General features: G+C 72.2%; 3 protein-coding genes. All 3 read left to right on the top strand.

Annotated elements, in window-relative coordinates; translation table 11 throughout:
* Positions 1–1,821 precede the first annotated feature (1,821 nt).
* A complete protein-coding gene (locus ACWCSV_RS33670; protein ID WP_451148901.1) occupies positions 1,822–18,537 on the top strand; it encodes a hypothetical protein in 16,716 nt (5,571 codons plus the stop codon).
* A 292-nt stretch (positions 18,538–18,829) separates the two neighbouring features.
* On the top strand, positions 18,830–19,165 hold the full coding sequence (locus ACWCSV_RS33665; RefSeq protein ID WP_451015597.1) for a hypothetical protein: 336 nt from the start codon (positions 18,830–18,832) through the stop codon (positions 19,163–19,165).
* 20 nt (positions 19,166–19,185) lie between these two features.
* Positions 19,186–19,440 (top strand): hypothetical protein (locus tag ACWCSV_RS33660; protein ID WP_451148899.1); only part of this gene is annotated, 255 nt, incomplete at its 3' end.

Here is a 19,440-nt window from a genome sequence, read left to right as displayed (position 1 = left end):
TTGCCGGGTGGGGTGAAGGGGTTGGGGAAGGGTCCGTCGGGGTTGCCGGGTTACCCGGGCACGACGGGTGCGGCGGGTGGGGTCGGTACGCCGGGGTCGGTCGGTGCCGTGGGTACGCCCGCGGGTGGCGGAGGGGTGCGGCATACGTACGACTTCTTCAATGACGCGACGTCGGAGGGGTTGGCGGAGTCGTTGGCGGAGTCGGCGGCTGGGGTGTTGCTGGGGCGGGGGTTCAGTTTCAGTGTGGGTACGGCGTTGGGTGCTGGTCTGAGCTCGATGTCGGAGCAGGTGCTGTTCGGTGGGGTGGGGCTCGCGGCGGGCGCGTATCAGAAGTGGCGTGGTTCGCAGGCGTTGACGTCGTCCTCGGACGGGTCGTCCTTCCCGGTGAACCCGGTGAACCCGGTGACCGCGATGGGTGGCGGGGCCGGTTCCGAGGGGGGAGCGGTCGGTGGCCCGACTGCGGGGAACGCGGACATCACCCTCTCGGGGATACGTACGGACCCACGGGAACCCAGGGGTACCGGGGTAGGGGCGGGTGCTTCTGCGGCGGGGGCGTCGGCGGGCCCTGTCGGGGCAGCCAGTGGCGGTCGTGCGGCGACGGTGAGCGATCCGGGGGCCGTCGCTGGGGGAGTACCGCTCCCGCGTCCCGGCGTCGAATCGGGCGGCTCGCCGGCACCGGACCGACTGTCTGAACTGGACCGGCAGGGGACCACGGACCGGTTGTCGCCGGAGGACCGTCCGGGGGAAGTTCCCCGGCCCGGAAAAGCGGAGGCTTCGGCCGTTGCCGCCGGTGGGGAGCCGCGTACGTCCGCGGTGTTCGGCGGCGCGGGGGATGCCGACCGGGTGCGCGAGCCGGGCGGCCGGACGGCGGCGCGTGGGCGGGAGGCCGAAGCCGCGCCGGGGTCGGGGAAGGAAGAGCCGGCCCCGGAGAGCAGGGTCTCGGGAACGTCACCGAGTACGGCTCTTCCGGTCTTCGCTGTGCGGGAGCCCGCGTCGCCCGCGTCCGTGGAGCCGGGCGATGCGACGGCGGCTCCCGCCGCGGGCGCGGGTGTGGTGGCCGATGGCCCGGCGGCGCGGTCGTCGACGGCTTCACGGGAACAGGGGGCTGCCGCGCGTACGGCGGACTGGGTACGTCAGGTCCTGGCGGCCGGTGAGGCGGAGGCCGTCGCAGCCCCTGCGGTTGCCGGTGACGGTCTGGCGCCGCATCAGCATCCTTCCCCTCGGTGGACGGATGGGGATCCGGACGGCACGGGTGCCCGGGTCCCGGCGGCGGAAGATGGTGCGGAGCTCGCCCCGGTGCCGGCTGTTCCGTCGATGCAGTCCGGTCGGGCGATCGCGGCGGGCGACGGCCTGCCGGGAGCGGGAGCGCTGGTCGACGCGGCCCCCGGCAGCCTCGCTCCGGGCGAACGGACAGCGTCGTCGGCCCCACAGGTGACGGTCCAGGCCGGACAACGGTCGGCGAGTGCGCCCGCGGTCGAGCTGAACCGTCCTCTCACGGAGAGGCTTCCGTTGTCGGATGCCTCGGACGAGCGTGCCCAGGCCGCGCGGACGCAGGGCCTGGTGGCTGGCGGATCCGCCCGGACGCCGGGCGTTCGAGGAGACGACCAGCGTCACGCCGTAGTCGGTGCGCTGCACGACGGCGCTGGAACCGCACCTACGACTGCCTCGAAGGCACCGCAGGAGCAGGAAGCCTCCGTGATCTCCCCGGGAAGTGCGGAGACCGTTCCTCCCACCGATGGGGAGAGTGCTGGGCCGGCCCGGGTTACCGACCGGGAGACCGAATCGGAGAGTGGCGAGTCCGTCGACGACGACGCGTCCTCGGTGTCCAGTGGCGTGGGCGGCGACCTCTGGGACATCCGGAGCATCACCACCGAGACGGACGCCACGACCGTGTACGACGAACCATCGGCGGATGAAGACCCGGAGCTCGTGGCCGCGGAGCAGCGGCCGACGTTCTGGAACGACCTCAAACCCGAGGTCGACAAGGCCCTCCGGGACTTGAACATCGGCCGCAGGGTCGACCTGAAAGAGCTACGGGAACTCCATGCCGAACTGCCCGACGGCGACCGGCAGCGCTCTCTCAACCTGCGCGATCTCGCATTCCGCATCGCGGCGATGATGGCGGTCCCCGGAGGGCGGCTCGGGCTCCCCGGTGGCGCACGGCAGGACGCGGACGAGAGCGTACTCGGCTCTGACGACGACTTGTTCGGTGACAACGGGGGAAGCGCGCTGGGCTCGGACGACGACCTGTTCGGTGAGAGTGTGGAGGGAAACTCTGCGCTCCCGCTGGTCGCCCACGGGCGCCTGGCCGAGGTGCGGGCCGCCGAGGGGGGCGCCGCCGGGCCGGAGGCCACTCACGGTGGCACGCGGATCAGCTTCCCGCGGCCGGCCGTGCCCCATTCGACCGCCGTGCAACCGGAGGGGGCCGACGCACGCTCGACCGGTGTTGTTCAGGAAGGGGACGCGGAGGCCGATCAGTGGGCGGCTCCCGGCATCGAGGAGTCGTGGCGACCGCCTGCGGGCTGGGCTGACAGACAGGGCCTGGAACAGTGGTGGGGTTGGGCGACTCCGGGGCGTCGCGGCACCTTGTTCCGTGTTCCCTTCGCCGCATACCTGGTGCGCGAGTTGTTCGCCGAGCTGCGGTTGCCAGGAGGACCGGTGCGCACCCTCGCGGAGGTGGGGGAACTTCTCGGTGACCGTACCGGTGGCGCTCTGCCCGGTGAGGCGGTCCTGGAGGAGCTGCAGGCGCGCTTCGTGGCCGAGGAGGTCGAACGGGTTGTGGCGGGTCTGGAGGATCCGCATGAGCAGAGGATGCTGGACCTCGCTCTGCGGCACTTCCGGAGCACGGGCAGCCTCGATCTGTCCGTCGACGGCGTGCTGGTGGGCACGGGCGAACGGACGGCGGAACTGGGCCGGTGGCTGAAGACGGTCGGGGCGGGGCTGGTTGCCGTCAGTCCCGATCTGGCCTCGGCGTTGGCACGGATGGGCCGCCATACCGGCAGCGAGGAAGTCGCCGGCCATCGAGACCGCACCGTTCCCGATCCGCACCGCGCCGGACAGCCGCCGACTGCCGGCCGTGTCCCGCACAGCACCGCCCAAGGCCATGCGCAGGCGACGGGTGAGGGGTACAGGGCGCCTGCGGAGGCGGATCCGCCGGAGTCCTCTTCCGCCCCGGACCGCGCAGAGGGCGTGCGGATGACGGCGCAGTTGGGGACGGAGGGCTTGGCCGTTTACCACACAGCCGAGACCTGGGGCACCCCCCTGCCGGCGAGACAAGTCGTCGTGCTGGCCGACGGCCGTCAACTCCCGCTCGGCGGATGGATCCACAGCGTCCGCAACGGTTTCACCGCGGTGAAGCGGGAAGAGCTGCGGTCGCTTCTCGAAGCAGGCATGCAGCCTTCCGAGAACGTCGTGATCAGAGAGGACATCGTCCAGCTGACTCCGGACATCGCCTTTCCCCTGGTCGAGGAGTACTACCGTGCCAACCCCCTGGTGAAGATGCACAGAAGCCACCTTGGCCAGGTGCCGTCGGGCGTTTCCGGACAGGGGGCAGGCACGGTGCGCCTAGGCCTGTGGCTCGACAACATCCTCCGCGGAGTCGCAGGGGTCTATGAGGGGGACCTGGAGGATCTGCGGAGAGCCGGGGTGGTGCTGGGCGACAGAGTTCGGACCAAGCCCGGCAGCGGGCAGACCGTTTTCGGCGGCCGTGGTGTGCCGCCGCGCATGGCTGTCCGCCTGCTCGCGGGTCTCTACCGCAGCGGTGCCCTCGCCGGGGGACAGCTTCCCGCACGCGATCTGGTTGTCGAGGACCCAGAGGACCGTACCGCCTGGCACCTGGGTGAGTGGGCGCACAGCGTGGGTGCGGGCGACACCCGCATCCACGCGTACCTGTACAGGGAACTCGTCAGCGTGGGAATGCCGTTGGAGGGGACGGCTCCGCTCCGTGACCTTACTCCCAAGAAGATCACTGCGGACAGTGCCCCGGATCTCGTCAGGCGGTGGTTCGATCAGAATCCGGGCAGCGTTGCCGTGCCGGCGATCGCGGTCGTGGACGGTCACAACATCGGCATGTGGCTCCACAACCTCCGGAAGCGCAAGAGCCCGGTGACGCGGGAGCAGTACCGGGCGCTGGTCGGGGCCGGGGCCCGCATTGCCCGGCTGGACGCCGAGTACCCCGACGCGGCCTCCGGATTCGCTGTCCCTGCTCCCAAGAAGAAGATCACTGTGGACAGTGCCCCGGATCTCGTCAGGCGGTGGTTCGATCAGAATCCGGGCAGCCTTGTCGTGCCTGCGATCGCGGTTGTGGACGAGCAGCACATCGGGACGTGGCTCCGCAATCTCGGGAAGGGCAAGAGCCCGGTGACGCGGGAGCAGTACCGGGCGCTGGTCGGGGCCGGGGCCCGCATTGCCTGGCTGGACGCCGAGTACCCAGACGTCGCGGCTTCCGGTCCCGCTGCTGTCCGTGTTCCCAAGAAGAGGATCACGCTGGAGAGTGCCCCGGATCTCGTCAGGCGTTGGTTCGATGCCAACCCGGGCAGGACCGTCTTGCCGACGACCGCTGTCGTGGAGGGTCGTAACATCGGCTTGTGGCTCCACAGCTTCGAGAAGCGTCATACCCCGGTGACGCGCGAGCAGTACCGGGCGTTGGTCGAGGCCGGAGGCCGTGTCCCCAGGCTGGATGACCAATATCCCGATGTCGCGGCCTCCCGTCCCGGTGGCCGTCCGAACGGTGTCCGCGCGCACGAGTGGCCCGGCGCGCAAGGGGGCGCCGGCCTTCCGGCGCCCGCTGACGGTGACGGCGTCTCTCACGCACGGCGCCCGGTGACCCCTCCCACCCCCCGGGCGGAAGCACGCCGGGCGTCGCGGGAGAGCGCGGCAGGGCGGGAGCGCGTCCCGCGGGCCGAGGTCGTCGACGAGGCCGACGTCCGGGGCGAGGGCCAGGGGCGCCCAGGCGCGGTCCCGGTGACGGGAGGGGGCGAGCAGTACGAGGTGCTGCTCGACCCCGGTGTGCCGAACCTCCCCCGGTCGGGCGGGGAACACGGCGCGGGTCCCGTGAACGCCCAGCAGGCTCCACCGCCCTCCGAGGCGCCCCGTGGCAAGCGCCGGGCCGCGCCGGGCACCGGCAGCGGTCCCCGGAAACGCACCAGGGCCGCCGCCGCGGAGACCTCCGCGATCGGCCCGGCCGACGGACTCGACGTCTCAGCGCCCCCTCCCGGTCCCGCCGACGGCACCTCGGGGTCCGGCCGCGACCACGTCCCCGGAGCGGATCGGACCTCCGGGGACCTCGGTGATCCGAACGCCCTGCCCCCGGAGCAGATTCAGTGGCTTCACGAGCAGGGCATCGTCCCGGTGGCGACCCCACCCGACGGAGACTGCTTCTACCACGCCCTGGGACGGGGCGATCCCGCGTTCCTGCGCCAGACCATAGGCGTGCTGCTCCGGCACGATCTCGACTCACCCGGCGCGCGGGTGTACTTCGACGCCGGGCTGGACGCCTATCTGCACGCCCAGTACCCCGACGCCGCCTTCATCACCGACGACCACCGCAGGGAGTTCATCGCCGCTTTCGAGACTCCTGGTTCGTGGGCCCACACCGCGGGCGATGCCACGCCCTCCCTGGTGGCCAGGGTCCTCAACCTGCGGTTGCACGTCCACCGGCCCGGCAACCGAACGACCATGGTCATCGAGCCGTCCCCGCTGCCTGCCGGTGTCGTCGACATCCATCTGGTCTACGCCCCCGACCGGAACCACTGGCTCGCCGCCGCCCCCCTCCCCGGACAGGAACGGCTCGCACTCCAGCGGCCCGGTCCCGCCGACACGGGTGAGGGCGGGTTCGAGGATCTGGCGTGGCTGAGTGAGCTACTGGCCGATCCCGGCATGCTGCCCCCGCCGGACCCCACGCCTGACCTCGCATGGATGGATGACCTGATCGGCAGCATTCAGTCGCCCCTGGAGCCGCAGGCACCCCCGGAGCCGCCGGTTCCCTGGGGCGACCTCAAGGCCGAAGTCGACCAAGCGCTGAGGGACTTGGGCATCAACCGCACGGTAGAGGCTCCGGAGATCCAAGAGCTGTACCGGGCGCTGCCCGAAGAAGACCGGCGCCTTGCCGTGAACAGCCGTGCCTTGGCTTTCCGCATCGCGGCAGGCATCGCCGACCCGGACGGGCTCCTGCGGATGCGGGGTGGCGCGCGGCAGGCCGCCTCGTCCTCCGCCGGTTCGGGGGCGGCCGCCCCGGCCGTCGCATCGGACGGAGCGACGGGGCGGACGTCGGCCCAGCGGGAACCGGCAGCGGCCCGGCCCGGCCTGCTCGACACGGCCGAGGCGCGTCGGCTCGCCACGGAGGCGGTGGCGGCCGAAGCGGCGGACCGGGACATCCGAGACGCCCACGGTCTGATCGACCGGGTGACCTCGTGGTTCGGGGACGCCGTGCGGCAGGCCCAGGCGACCAGCCCGTTCACACCGACCGCCGACCTGGCCAGGCTTTTCGTCGGTCTCGACCCGCAACTGATCGGGTCCGTCGGCCACGAGGCGTTGCCGTACCTGGCCGGACAGCCAGATCTGGTCGCCAGGATCAGCACCTCCCTGCGGGTGCGGGTGGCGGTTCTCACCCAGCCCGGTTTCGCACAGTTCCTGGGTTCCCGGCCGAACCTGCTGAACGGGCTGCTGTCCGCCAGGACCACGGGGCGTCTGACGGACCACGCAGTGCACCTGATGCGGTACCCGGAGGTGGCGAAGGCGCTGGAGACCGACGCGGAGCTGCGCGGGCTGGTGCTGGAGCGGATGATCATGATCAACGAGCTCGGAGGCAAGCTGCCTCTGATCCGGGTGGTGGCGAAACAGCGGTGGCTGCAGAACGCCATCACCCAGGTGCCCCAGGTGGCGGAGGCGCTGCGGAGCTCGAACGCCCCCATGGCCGCGATCAGGCCGCTCAAGGAGAACCTCGACCTGCTCCTGGCCATCACGCACCACCCCCGGGCGTTCCCGGACGCCGACGCGGTCAGAACCTTCCTGGAACACACGCACCTGCTGCGGGCGATGCACCGGAACCCCCAGCAGGCGGACACGGTCTTCCGGATACCCGGTCTGCTGGACGCCGTTCGGCGGGACCCCGGGCTCATGGACGTACTCGGGCAGGACGAGGCTCTGTCCGACGTACTCGCGGACCTGGGCGAGTCGGCACGCCGTCTCGCGGAATCGTCGCGACTGCTGCGGGCGGCGTACGGCAATCCGCGGCTGGCCGAGGCGCTGTCGTACGACCCGAACCTGCTCGACGCGGGACTCGGCGACGACGAGCTCGAACGGCTGCTGCGCACCGCGACCGGCGTGACGGCCGCCGAGCCGGCGATTCCCAGGACCGGGGCCAGGCCGGTGCAGCGGTTGCTCGCCGATCCGAAGGTGCGGGCAGCCGTGCGGGGTGACAACGAGCTCGGCAAGGTGCTGCTGAGCAGTCCCCATCTGGTCTCCGTGCTGCTGGACCATCCGGACCTGCTCGGGGTACCGCACGAGTACCGCCGGTTGCTGCGGCCGGCGAACGCCGCGCTGAGGGAGCAGATCACGCCGGGTTCGCCGCTGGTGGCGCCGGGGCTTCTCCGCACCGTGCTGCGGTCCCCGGGTGGTGTGTACGAATCGCTGCTGGACCGGTTCTCCGAGCCCGGCACCGCCGTCGCGGGACCCGAGGACCCCAAGCGGGTCTACGCGGCGAGTCTGGCCCACAGTGCGGAAGTCCGGGCCGTGGCCCAGGCCGATCCCGGCGCCCGGCAGATGCTGCTGCACCAGCCCCGCCTCGCCGAGCTGCTGGACCACGTCGTGGGGCTCGGAGAGGCGATCCGGCGCGAGGGGCGTCTGCTGTACCTGATCGACAGGGACCCCTTCCTTCCCCTGCTGCTGAAGGACTCTCCGGAAGCTCTCCCGGCCCTGTTGGCGAACGACTCGGCCTTGCTGGGGCTGGCCCTCGCGGCTCGCCACACGGTGGCGGCGCTCCGTGAGGACCCGGAGCTGATCGGGGACGTCGCGGCGCATCCGTATCTGCTGCGTGCCCTCACCCATGAGAACGACGTGACCCCGTCCACCCACTGGCGGAGGCTGTTCGAGGACGCGGACCTCCTCGACGTCCTGGGCGGCGGGGACGGTCTGGTCCTGGCCAGGGTCCTCGCCCTGGCCCCCGACGTCCTGACGGACGCGTTGGCCCGGGACGCCTTCATCGAGGAGGTCAAGCAGCCCTCCGGGCTGGAGAAGTACGTCGAACTCAGCCGGCGGACGAGGGAACTCGCCCGGGAGGTACAGGCCACCGACGACCCCGACATCACGAGGTCCGGCATAGAGGTCGACGTACGACTGGCCCGGGTGGCGCGGGCGATTCTCGACGTGCCGGCTCTTGCCCGGAGGACGATCGTCCAGGAGGCGGCGCCGGAGTACCGTGCGTACTACCAGCGGGCCGCGGACGCGGTTCTCGTGGCGTTGCGCGAGATCCCGAAGCTGCGGGGTGCCATCGACCGCGAGTTCGGAATCGTTCTCGGGATGCTGTCCAACGACGAACTGGTCCCCCTGCTGCTGAAGAGACCAGGGCTGGTCGAGCAACTGGCGGACCACACCAGTGGCGCGCTGAAGGCCGTCCACGGGAACCCGGTCCTCACCCGCGGTCTGCGGGAGAACGGCAAGCTCTACCTGCGTTTCACCACCGACAAGTTCCTGGTACAGGCCCTGGCCGGCTCCAGCTTCGCCGGGTTCGCCCAGTCCGTCGGGAGGAACCGTCGGTACCTCCAGGCCTTCGACGCCGGATTGCCGAACATCCGGGCCAACGAGGGCGACCTGCTCCTGCAGGCCAGCGAAGTGGTCTCCGCCGCCGTGGTGGACGACGCGGAGGTGCGGGCAGAACTGGCCGCGCGCCCCGGCCTGATCCACAGACTTAAGGACCTGTTCTACGGAGGCCCGGAGGGCACGTTGCTGACCGGCGCCGACTGGGAAGCCGTCGAGGCGGGGGCGCGGGCAGTGGTGGCGGATCCGGCGGTGCTGAGGGTGGTGGACGGGCATCCGGAACTGCTGGACGTCCTGGTCGGCCGGCCGGCGCTCGCCCGCGTTCTGGCGGAGAACCCGGGGGCCGTGGCCACGGAGGCTGAGATCGTCGGGCTGCTGCGGAACGAGCGGCTGCTGGAGGCGATCGAGGCCGCCCCGGAGCAGGCCGCGGCGGTGGGGGCGGCCGGTCTGCTGCCGGTGGTGATGCGGACGCCTGAGCTGCTCGGGGCGGTGGCGGGGTCGGAGCATCTGTCGGGTCTGCTGGGGCGGGCGGATGTGCGGGGGTTGTTGGGGGAGCGGCCCGGGGTGGCCGAGGATCTGGTTCGAGTGCCGGAGTTGGTGGACGCGCTGGGTGGTCTGCCGGGGCTGGTGGAGGCCGTGCGGCTGAAGCCGGCCCTGGCCGGGCTGCTGCGGAGGAACCCTGGTCTGCTGGGCGTGCTGAGGGCGCGGCGTTCGCTCGTCGACGAACTCGCCCGTGACACGGACCTGTGGCGGGCCACGGTGCGGGTGCCCGCCTTGGTGGAGGCGCTGTCGCAGTCGGCTCGGGTGCTGCGGCACCTGCGTCGGCGGCCGGGGCTGGTCGGGGTGCTGGCGTCCGGTTCGGTGCGGGTCGCGGTCTCCGCTCCGCAGTTGCTGGCGGTGCTGTCGGACGAGACGTTGACGGCCATGCTGGACGGTCAGCCGGCGCTCGCAGCAACGCTGTTGGGGTCGTCGGATCTGGCGGGGCGGGCGGTGGCGGACGCCGGGTTCGTCGAGGCGGTGCGGGGAATGTCCCGCGAACGTGGCATGTTCGAGGGGCTGTTGCGGGAGCCCGTCCGGCTGCTCGGCGAGCTGGACCGACGGGGCGCTGCGTCGCGGCGGGACGCGCGGCGGAAGCCGGCTGCCGCCGCGGCCAGGGCGTCCCGTCCGGAGGCCGTCCCCGCGACGGCTCGCCGGGCGCCCGACACGGAAGCGCAGGCGGTGGTGCGTAGGATGCCGGCGCTCGGGGCGTTGCAGCGCGGCCACCGTGAAGTGCTGGTGGCGCTGGCCCGGGACGAGGAGGTCCTGGGCCTGCTGGACGAGGACGGTCTGCTGCTGCGTCGGGTGGTGGAGTCGCCGGAACTGGCCGCGCTGGTCGCGGCGTTCCCGGACCTCGTGGACGAGTTGAGGTCGCCGGTCCGTGCGGAGGAGTTCCGTTTCGACGTGTTCCTGGGCCGGACGAGTCCTGCGTGGGACTTCGAGCGGGATTTCGCGGCGTACGAGGATCATCTGGGCGCGCTGGACGTGGTGGTGCACGGGGAGTCACGCGCGTGGGTGCGGAACGCGGTGGAAACGGCGTGGCGGGTCGCGGAACCGGCGCACCGCGAGGCCGTCGCGGCAGAGCGCCGGGAGCGTGAGGACCGTCTTGGACGCTTCCGTGTGCATCAGCCGGACACGTGGGAGCACAGCGGGGACGTCCACTACGCCAACGGCCTGCACGAGGAGTCGCTCTCGGCCCCACGGCGGCGGGTGCTGGCGGCGCTGGCCGAGGGGAGTGGTCGTCCTCGGGAGCGGGTGTTCGGTGCGAACCAGGCGGTGCACGCGCATCTGGACGGTGGCAGTGGTGGTGTGTCGTTCGCGTACGTGCTGGGCGGCGACGGCCGGGTCGGACTGCTGGCCTACGGGCTGAGTACGTCCCGTCAGGGCAACGACTACCGGTGGGACGGCAACGGCGGTACGTACGTCTCCGGGCCACTTCCGCTGGAAGCGGTCGAGGACGCCCCGGCGCTGCTCGCCTCCCAGGACCTCGTCGCGCAGGCCGACACCCGCCGGGCCGGGACCACGAACTCCGGAAGGCGGAAGAAGGGCGATCCCGGCGCCGTGCGCGGTGTGCCGGACGCGGAGCCAGGAGCGGGCGCGCTCCCGGTGGTGGATCCGGCTGCCGACGGGCTGTTGGAACGTCCCGGGCCGATCGAGCCGTCGGACGCGGACGCGCTGGTGGTGGAGTTGTCGGGGTTGCCGACGGCGGAGTTGTGGGGGCGGCTGGAGCTGTTGCCCGCTGGGACGCGCTTGTGGCTGGCCTCGGACGCCGGGTTCGTGGAGGGCGTCCGGGAGATGCTGACGGAGCGCGAGTTCGCGCAGGTGGCGGCGCGGCTGCTGGTGGTGGTCCCGGAAGGTGTGGAGCGGCCCGCTTCCGCGCGGCAGGAGGCGTACGCGCAGGTGGCGCGGATGCTGCTGGACGGGGAGGTGGCCGCCGGTCTGCTGCGGAACGGCGCGGTGGTGATGGTGCTGCCCAAGGACGTCCCGGTGACGCGGTTCAGCCCTTTCGCCCATGTGACGGGTCTGCGGGACGGTTCGGGGCGGCCGTTCGAGGAGCTGCGGGGGGCGGCGGACGGAGCACTGACCGCCGCGGTCACGGAGGAGAACCTGCTGGGCGAGACCACGTCGGTGGGCCCGGCACCGCACATGGCGGACGGCTACTCCAGCGTGACGCACGAGCTGGCGCACCTGGTGCACGACCGGTTGGGGCAGGAGGACCGGGACTTGGTCGCCGGGGTGTGGGCGGCCAAGCGAGCGCGGGGCGGTGGCGAGCAGTGGCCGGACGGGGTGCGGCTGGACCTGTACGGAAGGGCCGCGGACAACTACTCATCGACCAGCGCCGACGAGTACTTCGCCCAGCTCGGCAATGCCTACCTGGGCACCAATCACGGCACCGACGCGGCGACCGGCCGGCCCCGCAACAACGGGCCGGCGTACGTGCGCACCTTCGAGCGTGAGCTGCTGCCGCTGCTGGAGCGGCTGTACGGAACGGACCCGGACGCGGAGCACCGCTCACCCGCCAACCCGGTGACCGCGACCACCGCCGACGACGCCGTGTACGAGGCGTTCCGCCAGGCCATGGCACTCACCGGCCAGGCGGCGCCTCCCGAAGAACAGCGGAACGCCGGTCCCGCCGAAGCCGGTCCGGACGCGGACTCCACCGCGGACCGGGTGCGTTCGTCGGCCGTCGTGTCCGGGACCTCCGTGCTGGGGCGGGACTTCACGGGCCGCTGGTCCGCACCGTGGACGGCCGGGATGCCACCGGTCCAGCAGCTGCTGCTGGACCCGGAGGAGCAACGACCGCTGCCCATCGGCGGCCCGGGTGGCGTGCCGTGGCAGTCGGGGTACCTGGTGCACGCGGAACTCGCCCCGGGGACCTTCGACCGGATTCACACGGTCGACGCACGGTCGGGCACCGGCCGGCCGCTGACGTTCGCCGAGTTCGCACAGCTGGTCGCCAGGGATTCCGCCCTGGCGGAGACCGGTCCGCACGTTCCGGTGGTGCTGCTGGTGCCGGGGGCGCTGTCCAGGGGGCTGGCCCTGTTGCGGGCGGTGCGGGACGCGGTGGACCGCCCGGTCTGGGGCCACACGGGACGGGCGCTGCTCTTCGAGGAGGCACCGGGGGCGCCGCTCAGCATCGGGGTACTGCGCGAGGCCGGGAGGCTCACCGGGCAGTGGCTGACCCTTCCGGAGGTCTCCGCGGGGGCGGAGCTGGAGCCCCCGGGGGAGATCACCTCGGTGGACGGGGAGACGTTCGACGACGCGGACGTGATCCTGCGGCCCTTCGCCGCCCCCGACGGCCGGCCGGCCGGTCACTGGTCGAAGGCGCAGGAGTACAACGGGGGCGGGGAGAGACGCTTCTACGGGGCCGTGACCGCCCGGGAGTCGGCCCGCTACATCCGGACACCGAAGAAGAAGTACATCGAAACCGACGCCGCCGGGCCCGTCGCCTGGTCGGGCATGAGCCCCTACTTCCTCAACGCCCACGGCCGGATCGGGGCGGCGGTCCTGGCGCTGTCGGACGGCCGGACGGCCGCCTTCTCCGGGGAGCAGGTAGGGGGGCTGCTGCGGCGGCGCCGGTCGTTCACCGAGCTTTTCTCCCACCGGCCGATCGTCACCCTGGTGTGTTGGGCGGCGGCGCACTCGAACGTCCGGAACACCACCTTCATCAAGGAGTTGGCCGACACCTCGGGGCACATGGTCTTCGGAGCCACCAGCCGGGTGGCCCGCACTCCCTCGTACTCCATGGGCATCGCCGACGACGAGCACGCGGCTGCCCGGGGCGAGTGGCGGGTCGCCCTCCCAGCGTCCCGGGCCGAGCCCTTCGACAGGATGGTCCACGACAGCGGACTGGTGCCCGCCGCGCGTGCGGTGCGGGCCGACGACCGCATGTGGATGCTCCAGGTCCTGCGCATGGAGCAGGACCTCCACGGCCCCGACGCGGGCAGCTGGCGGTCGGCCCGCCAACTCGCCGCGCTCGTCCGGCTCCACCGGGACGCCCTCCCGGAACGGGAACGCCTCTGGCCGCTCACCAGGAACTTCCTGGAGGATCTCGTACGCAGCGGCTACGGCTGGGACCCCTCGGCCACCGTGATCTCCGGGGACATCACGCACCTGCTGGAACTCGTCGAGGTCTACCGGCCGCGTACGCTGCGGGAACTGTACGAGGTAGGTCGCGCTCATCCCCCGGTGTCCATGCTGAACCCTCTCCCGTACGACTACGCCTCGGGGCAGAGCCTCCCGTACGGGGAGATAGACCACGGCGGCACCTGGTTCGCTTCCGGGACGCGCGGTGCTCCACCGGCCCAGCAGGCGGCCCCGCAGGTGCGCTCCGCGACGATCTCGCTCCGGACGCCGGGTGCGGCAGCCGTGGGACGGGAGTTCACCGACACCTGGGACGGCCCGTTCATGACCGCGTGGCCGCAGCGGTACCACCGGCTGGAACAGAGCGACGGGCGGCCCGGCGGCCCCGGTTACGCGCCGACCGGCGAGCAGGTTCCGCTGCCGCACGGGGCGGCCGGCCGGAGCTACGTCGTGCACGCGCTGACAGCATCGGCCGACGCCGACCGGATCTGGGCGGCCGAGGCCGGTTCAGGGGAGGTCGGCGCACTGTCCTTCGCCGGCTTCGCCCGAGTCGTGGCATCGGACCCGCGGTTGGCCGATCTGCCCGCGGACGTGCCCATTCTGCTGCTGGTGCCGGGTGCGGCCGCCACAGGCCTGGGCCTGCTGCGGGCGGTCCGGGACGTGACGGGCCGGCCGGTGTGGGGGCACACCGGGCAGGCCGTTCTCTTCGAGGAGGGGCCGGGCGAGCAGCTGGGGATCGGGGTGGTGCGTCAGGCGGGCCGGGTCGAGGGCCAGTGGGTCTTCCTGCCGCTCGCCCCGGCGGCGGCGCAGCCACTGCCCCCGGGACAGATCACCTCGGTGCGCGGCAGGGTCTTCGACGACGCGGACCTGGTCCTGCGGCCGTTCGCCGACCCCGAGGGACGCATCGCCGGGCACTGGTCCTTCGAGGATCCGGAGTTCGTCTCCTCCTTCGAGGACAAGACATATCCGGCTGTGCGGACCACCCGCTTCGATCACATCGCCGTGGGGGAGGACAACCGCGGCAGGCCCACGGGCTCGGACGAGGTCCCCTGGGCCCGGCAGAGCCTGAGCCCCTATTTCCTGCACGCCCACGGCGCACCGGGGGAGATCGAGCTGCGGACCCGGGCGGGGCACGGTGTCCGGTTCTCGGGTGAGCAGGTGGGGGGTCTGCTGCGGCGGAGGCGATCGTTCACGGAGCTGTTCCACGGCCACCCCGTCGTCGCCCTGGCCTGCCGGGCAGCCGTACCGCCGGGCACGCCGTCCGCGACCACCTCCTTCGTCCAGGACCTGGCGAACGGGTCGGGACACACCGCCTTCGGCGCCCCCGACCGACTCGGTTTCGACAACCGCGCTCCCTGGCTCGCCATCCCCGACGACGAGGTGACCGGGGAGCCACGCACCTGGAAGGTGGCCTTCCCGGAGCCGCAAGGGCCCTACCTGGACTGGCTGGTCCATGACAGCGGGCTGCTGCCCGCCGGGCAGCCGGTGACCGAGGACGACCGCAGCTGGATGCTCCAAGCCCTGCGCACCGACCTGGACCTGCATGGCCTGGGCGCACGGAACCGGACACTGCGCGCGCTGGCCGCGCTCCTGCGACTTCACCGGGCCGCCCCCCGGGGCCAGAGGCGCCGCCCCGAGCCGTTCAACCGGGACCGCGTCGTGGAGATGGCCCGCGCCGCCTTCGGCTGGGACGTGTCGCGGAAGGTGTCCGACGGGGACATCGCGCATCTGCTCTCCCTGCTCGACCAGCATCGACCATCCGACGTAGGGCAGTTGGCCGTTGCCGGGCGCGCTGTCCCTCCTGCGGACACGGATGCGGGTGCCGCCGCCGGACCGTCCCCGACAGGGGTGCGCGGAGCTCCTCCCGCCCCCGCCGGGCCGCAGTCGGAGATGGCGGCTGATCCCGCGCGGCACGCCACCGGGGTACGCGACTTCACGGGGCGTCGGGAGATGCTCCGGGCGGGTGCGCCGGGACGGTCGTTCCACCTGGTACGGCCCTCGGACGACGAACGGTCGGAATACCGGGCGGTCGGCGGCCCCCGGGGTCTGCCGTGGCGTTCCGGCCCGTCACCGTACGTGGTGCACGCCCGGCCGGCACCGGGGGATCCCGGCCGGATCGAGGTGATCGACGGGGGAGCCGACGGCGTCCGGTACCTGACGTTCACCGAGTTCGCCCGGCTGATCGCCTCGGACGCGGGCCTCGCGCGCGCACACCCCGACGTACCCGTGGTGCTGCTGGTGGCGGGTGCGGCCACCACGGGGCTGGGGCTGCTGCGGGCGGTCCGGGACGCGGTCGGCCGTCCGGTGTGGGGCCACACCGGACGCGCGGTGCTGTACCAGGAGGCGCCGGGCCGCCCGCCGGAAATCGGCGTGCGGATCGAGGACCACCGGGTCACCGGTCAGTGGATCCTGCTGCCGCGCACTCCCGAGGGGACGGCGCCCGAGCCTCCCGGGGAGATCGTCGCCGTGGACGGGGAGGTGTTCGAGGACGACGAGGTGATCCTGCGGCCGTTCGCCGACGCCACCGGCGGTCTTGCCGGCCACTGGTCCGAAGGCGAGCGGGAGTTCGCCGACGCCGACGAGACGCTGCACTACCGGGGCGTGCGTGCCGCCCGCTTCGGGCACGTCACCGAGCAGCCGGACGGCCGGGCCGCCGTCACCGGCACCGACCCGCTCCCCTGGGCGGGACAGCATCCCGCCCCGTACTTCCTGGCCGCCACCGGCGGCCCCGGACAGACGGAGCTGCTGACCGCCGACGGCCGCAAGGTGGCCTTCTCCGGCGAGGAACTGGGCCGTCTGCTGCGCCGACGCCCGTCGTTCGCCGAACTGGCCCACGGCCGGTCCGTCGTGACGCTCGGCTCCTGGGGGGCGGCGCCCACGGATGCCGCTGTCCCGGCCGCGACCTTCGTCCAGGACCTCGCGAACACGTCGGGGCACCCGGTGTTCGGACCGACCTCGTGGGCCGCACTGGTCCCGGAGGACCCCTGGATGGTGGTCGGCGACGACGCGCGGACCGGCGCGCCGAACACCTGGAAGGGCGCGCTGCCGGAGCCGCGCGGCGACGCGCTCGACGAACTCGTCCGGGACGTCGGACTGCTGCCCGCCGGGCAGCGCGTCGGGGACGACGACCGCAGGCGGATGGTCCAGGTGCTGCGCACGGACCTGGAGCTGCACGGTACGGCAGCCCGCGATCCGCGGACCGTACGCGCCCTGGCCTCGCTCGCGCGGCTGCACCGGGCCTTTCCGCAGGACGCGCCGGAGGCCGGCCTGCCGTTCGACCGGACCCTGCTCCAGCACATCGCCCGCGCGGTGTTCGGCTGGAACGCCACGATTCCCGTCACCGGCAGCCACCTCGCACAGCTGCTCCGGATCGTCGACGCCCACGCCCCTCGGGACTTCGGCGCGCTCGCCGCGGCGGCGCGCCGTCAACCGCCCGCAGCGCTCCCGGATTCCGCCGGCACGGCCGAGTCCGATGCCGCCCTGTGGGATCACTTCGACCGCAGTCCGATGGCACCGTTGGTGGTGGCCTTCGCGCCGGGGAGTGCGGACGTGGACGCCGCACCGCTGCGGCCGGTGTTCGACGGAATCGCCGCTGAGCTGGTGGCGTGGCGGCGTTGGGGAGACGGCCGGTTTCCGCTGATCGAGGTCTCCGGGTGGGGGCCGGGCCAGGTGGGTGCCGAGCGGGCCGCGGCTCTGGAGCGCGCGCTGCTGGCCCGGCTGACGGAGATGCTCGGGCCGGAGGCGCGGTCCGGTGTCCCGCTCGGCCGTCTGGTGCGGACGTACGCGAACGGTCTGAGCGAGCCGCCGGCCGACCTGCACCGTGACGAGGAGTGGTGGCGCCGGCGCGATCTCGCGGTGGTACGGGTCCATCGGCTCTTCGTCCCGCTGGACGCTCCGGAGGAGGATCTGGCGCGTATCCGGTATCTGCGGGCCGCCGACGAGTACGAACGCAGGCTGGCGCGCTACCTGATCCACCATCCCCAGGCGGTGCGGGCGGTGCGCACGGTCGCGGCCGCGGCGTGGAACGTGGTGGAGGCGGAGGCGCCCGAACGGCTGAGCCGCTTCGGTTCCGCACGACCCTCCAGCATCGGGAGTGTGGGCGAGGACGTCCTGGCGCTGGAACGGGTCGCCGTGCAGGGGAACATCCGTGAGCAGGTGTACTTCCTCTTCAACGCCGCCGCGAACGATGTGTTCGAGGGGACGAACGTCAAGGCGGAACTGGGCGGCTTCTCGGCTCTGATCGCGGCCGAGCGTTCACAGCGACAGGAACGGCACGCGAGCCCGACCCTGGTCCCCGAAGACGTGATCACTCCTCCGCTGAGCGAGGACGAGAAGGCATTTCTCGTCAGCTCGGCCGGCTGGAAGGACGGAGAGCCGGTGGCGTGGACCAACATCGCGGACCATCTGTCCATCCGGATGGACGACGCGTTCCAGCGGGACTCCAAGACGACCAGTGGTCTGGTGCTGAGTGGCACCTCCGGTTCGGCCTATCACCTGATGAACTCGGCCAGGGCCCTGGAGACGACGGTCGGGGCGGAGGTGGACATGCAGTGGTTCGGGCTCGCCCTGGTCGGGACCTTCGTCCATCAGGGCTACCACACGGCTCATGAGGTCCTGCGGTCCCTTGCCATGTGGGACGAGGAGCAGGGGGACGGCCTGTACGGGCTGGACTACGAGGACGGTCCGCGGCGGTACCGGTCGCTGCCGGGGCTGACCGAACGGGAACTGCGCGCCCACGTGGCCGTGGACGGGCTGTTTCCCGACGAGCACGCCGAGCCGGCTGTGGGCTCGGTCGAGGAACTGGCGGACGCCGTGGAGCGGACCTCCCCCGGTTTTCTGGCGCGGGAGGGGGTGACGGACCTGGCCGCCGTACGTACCTGGATCGCCCGGCGGCTCGAGACGGCCGACGCACCGGCGGGGCTGGAAGTCCTCTCCCCGGACAGAGTGTCCGGCGTGCCCGAACTGGAAGCGGCCGGAATCGCGTTGAGCATCGAACTCAGGACCCGCGCGACCCTGCTCGGCGGCGTCCGTGTGTCCTCGCTGACGCCGGTCGACCGGTTGCGGCTGGCACTGTACGCCGAGAGCTGGCACCCGGCGGTGGGGCGTGCGGCCGTCGCCGCGACCACCCGGGCCCTGGGCACCTGGCTGCGGCTGGACAGGTAGGTCGGCGGCCGGGCCGGGCCCGAGGCCGCACGGCGCTTCCTGGCGGACGTGCGCCGGGAACTGCGGGACGGCCTTTACGTAGACATCCGCTGAGGGGCGCCTTCCAGTCATCTGACGTATGGACCGGTTGTATGACGGAATGAATGCTTGAGCTCCGGTGCCCGGGCTCCAGCCTGCCCCTGACCTGCGCCGACGGTCATTCGTGTCACCCACTCCGACCGGGACCGTTCGGCAGCAGACCGACGGGTGCGGCGCTCGGCCGATCTCCGGGCGTGCAGAAAGGACGGTTCACATGGCAAGCGGCAAGTTCTCCTCGGCCCCCGACAACCTCGACAGCGCGAGCGAAGTGATGGACACCATCACGGGCATGTGGACGCAGGCGAGCAACCAGCTCACCAGCGCACTGGCCAGGTACGAGACGTGGCCCGGCGACGCCGGTGACCCCATGGCCGATCAGATCCTCCCCGACTGGAACAAGACCACCGCCGGCGTCGCCCAGGTCAGCAAGCAGCTGGGTGAGGCGCTGACCTCCGTCGCGGACGGCATTAACGGCACGAGCAGCGCGATCAAGAAGCAGCAGGGCATCACCGTGGACGAGATCAACCGCGCGGGCTCCGGCCGCCACTAGGAAGTACGGAGCGAGAGTCGATGCCTGAGCACGTCGCGGGTGGTTCGCAGGGCGGGGGTGAGGGGGGTGGGGGCCTTCATGTCAGCAAGGCGGCCTCCGATCTGATGTTTCTCCTGACCGGTGAGAAGTTTCCGACCGGTCGGGAGCTTCATGCGTTGGCGGCGTCTCGGGCGTTGGTGGGGGTTGCTGAGGGTGTCGATGAGTTGGTGGCTTTCATCGATCAGTCGGTGAGGCGGACGGCGCCGAATTTTCCGGAGCAGGTGCGGGATCAGTTC

This window comes from Streptomyces sp. NPDC001770 (assembly GCF_053596135.1).
Note: the sequence above shows the minus strand (reverse complement) of the source record. Positions and strands in the feature narration are given on the sequence as shown.

What these genes read in the sequence shown, in the direction of transcription:
- ACWCSV_RS33665 (WP_451015597.1), top strand. Translation starts at nt 18,830, where the DNA reads ATGGCAAGCGGCAAGTTCTCCTCGGCCCCCGACAACCTCGACAGCGCG.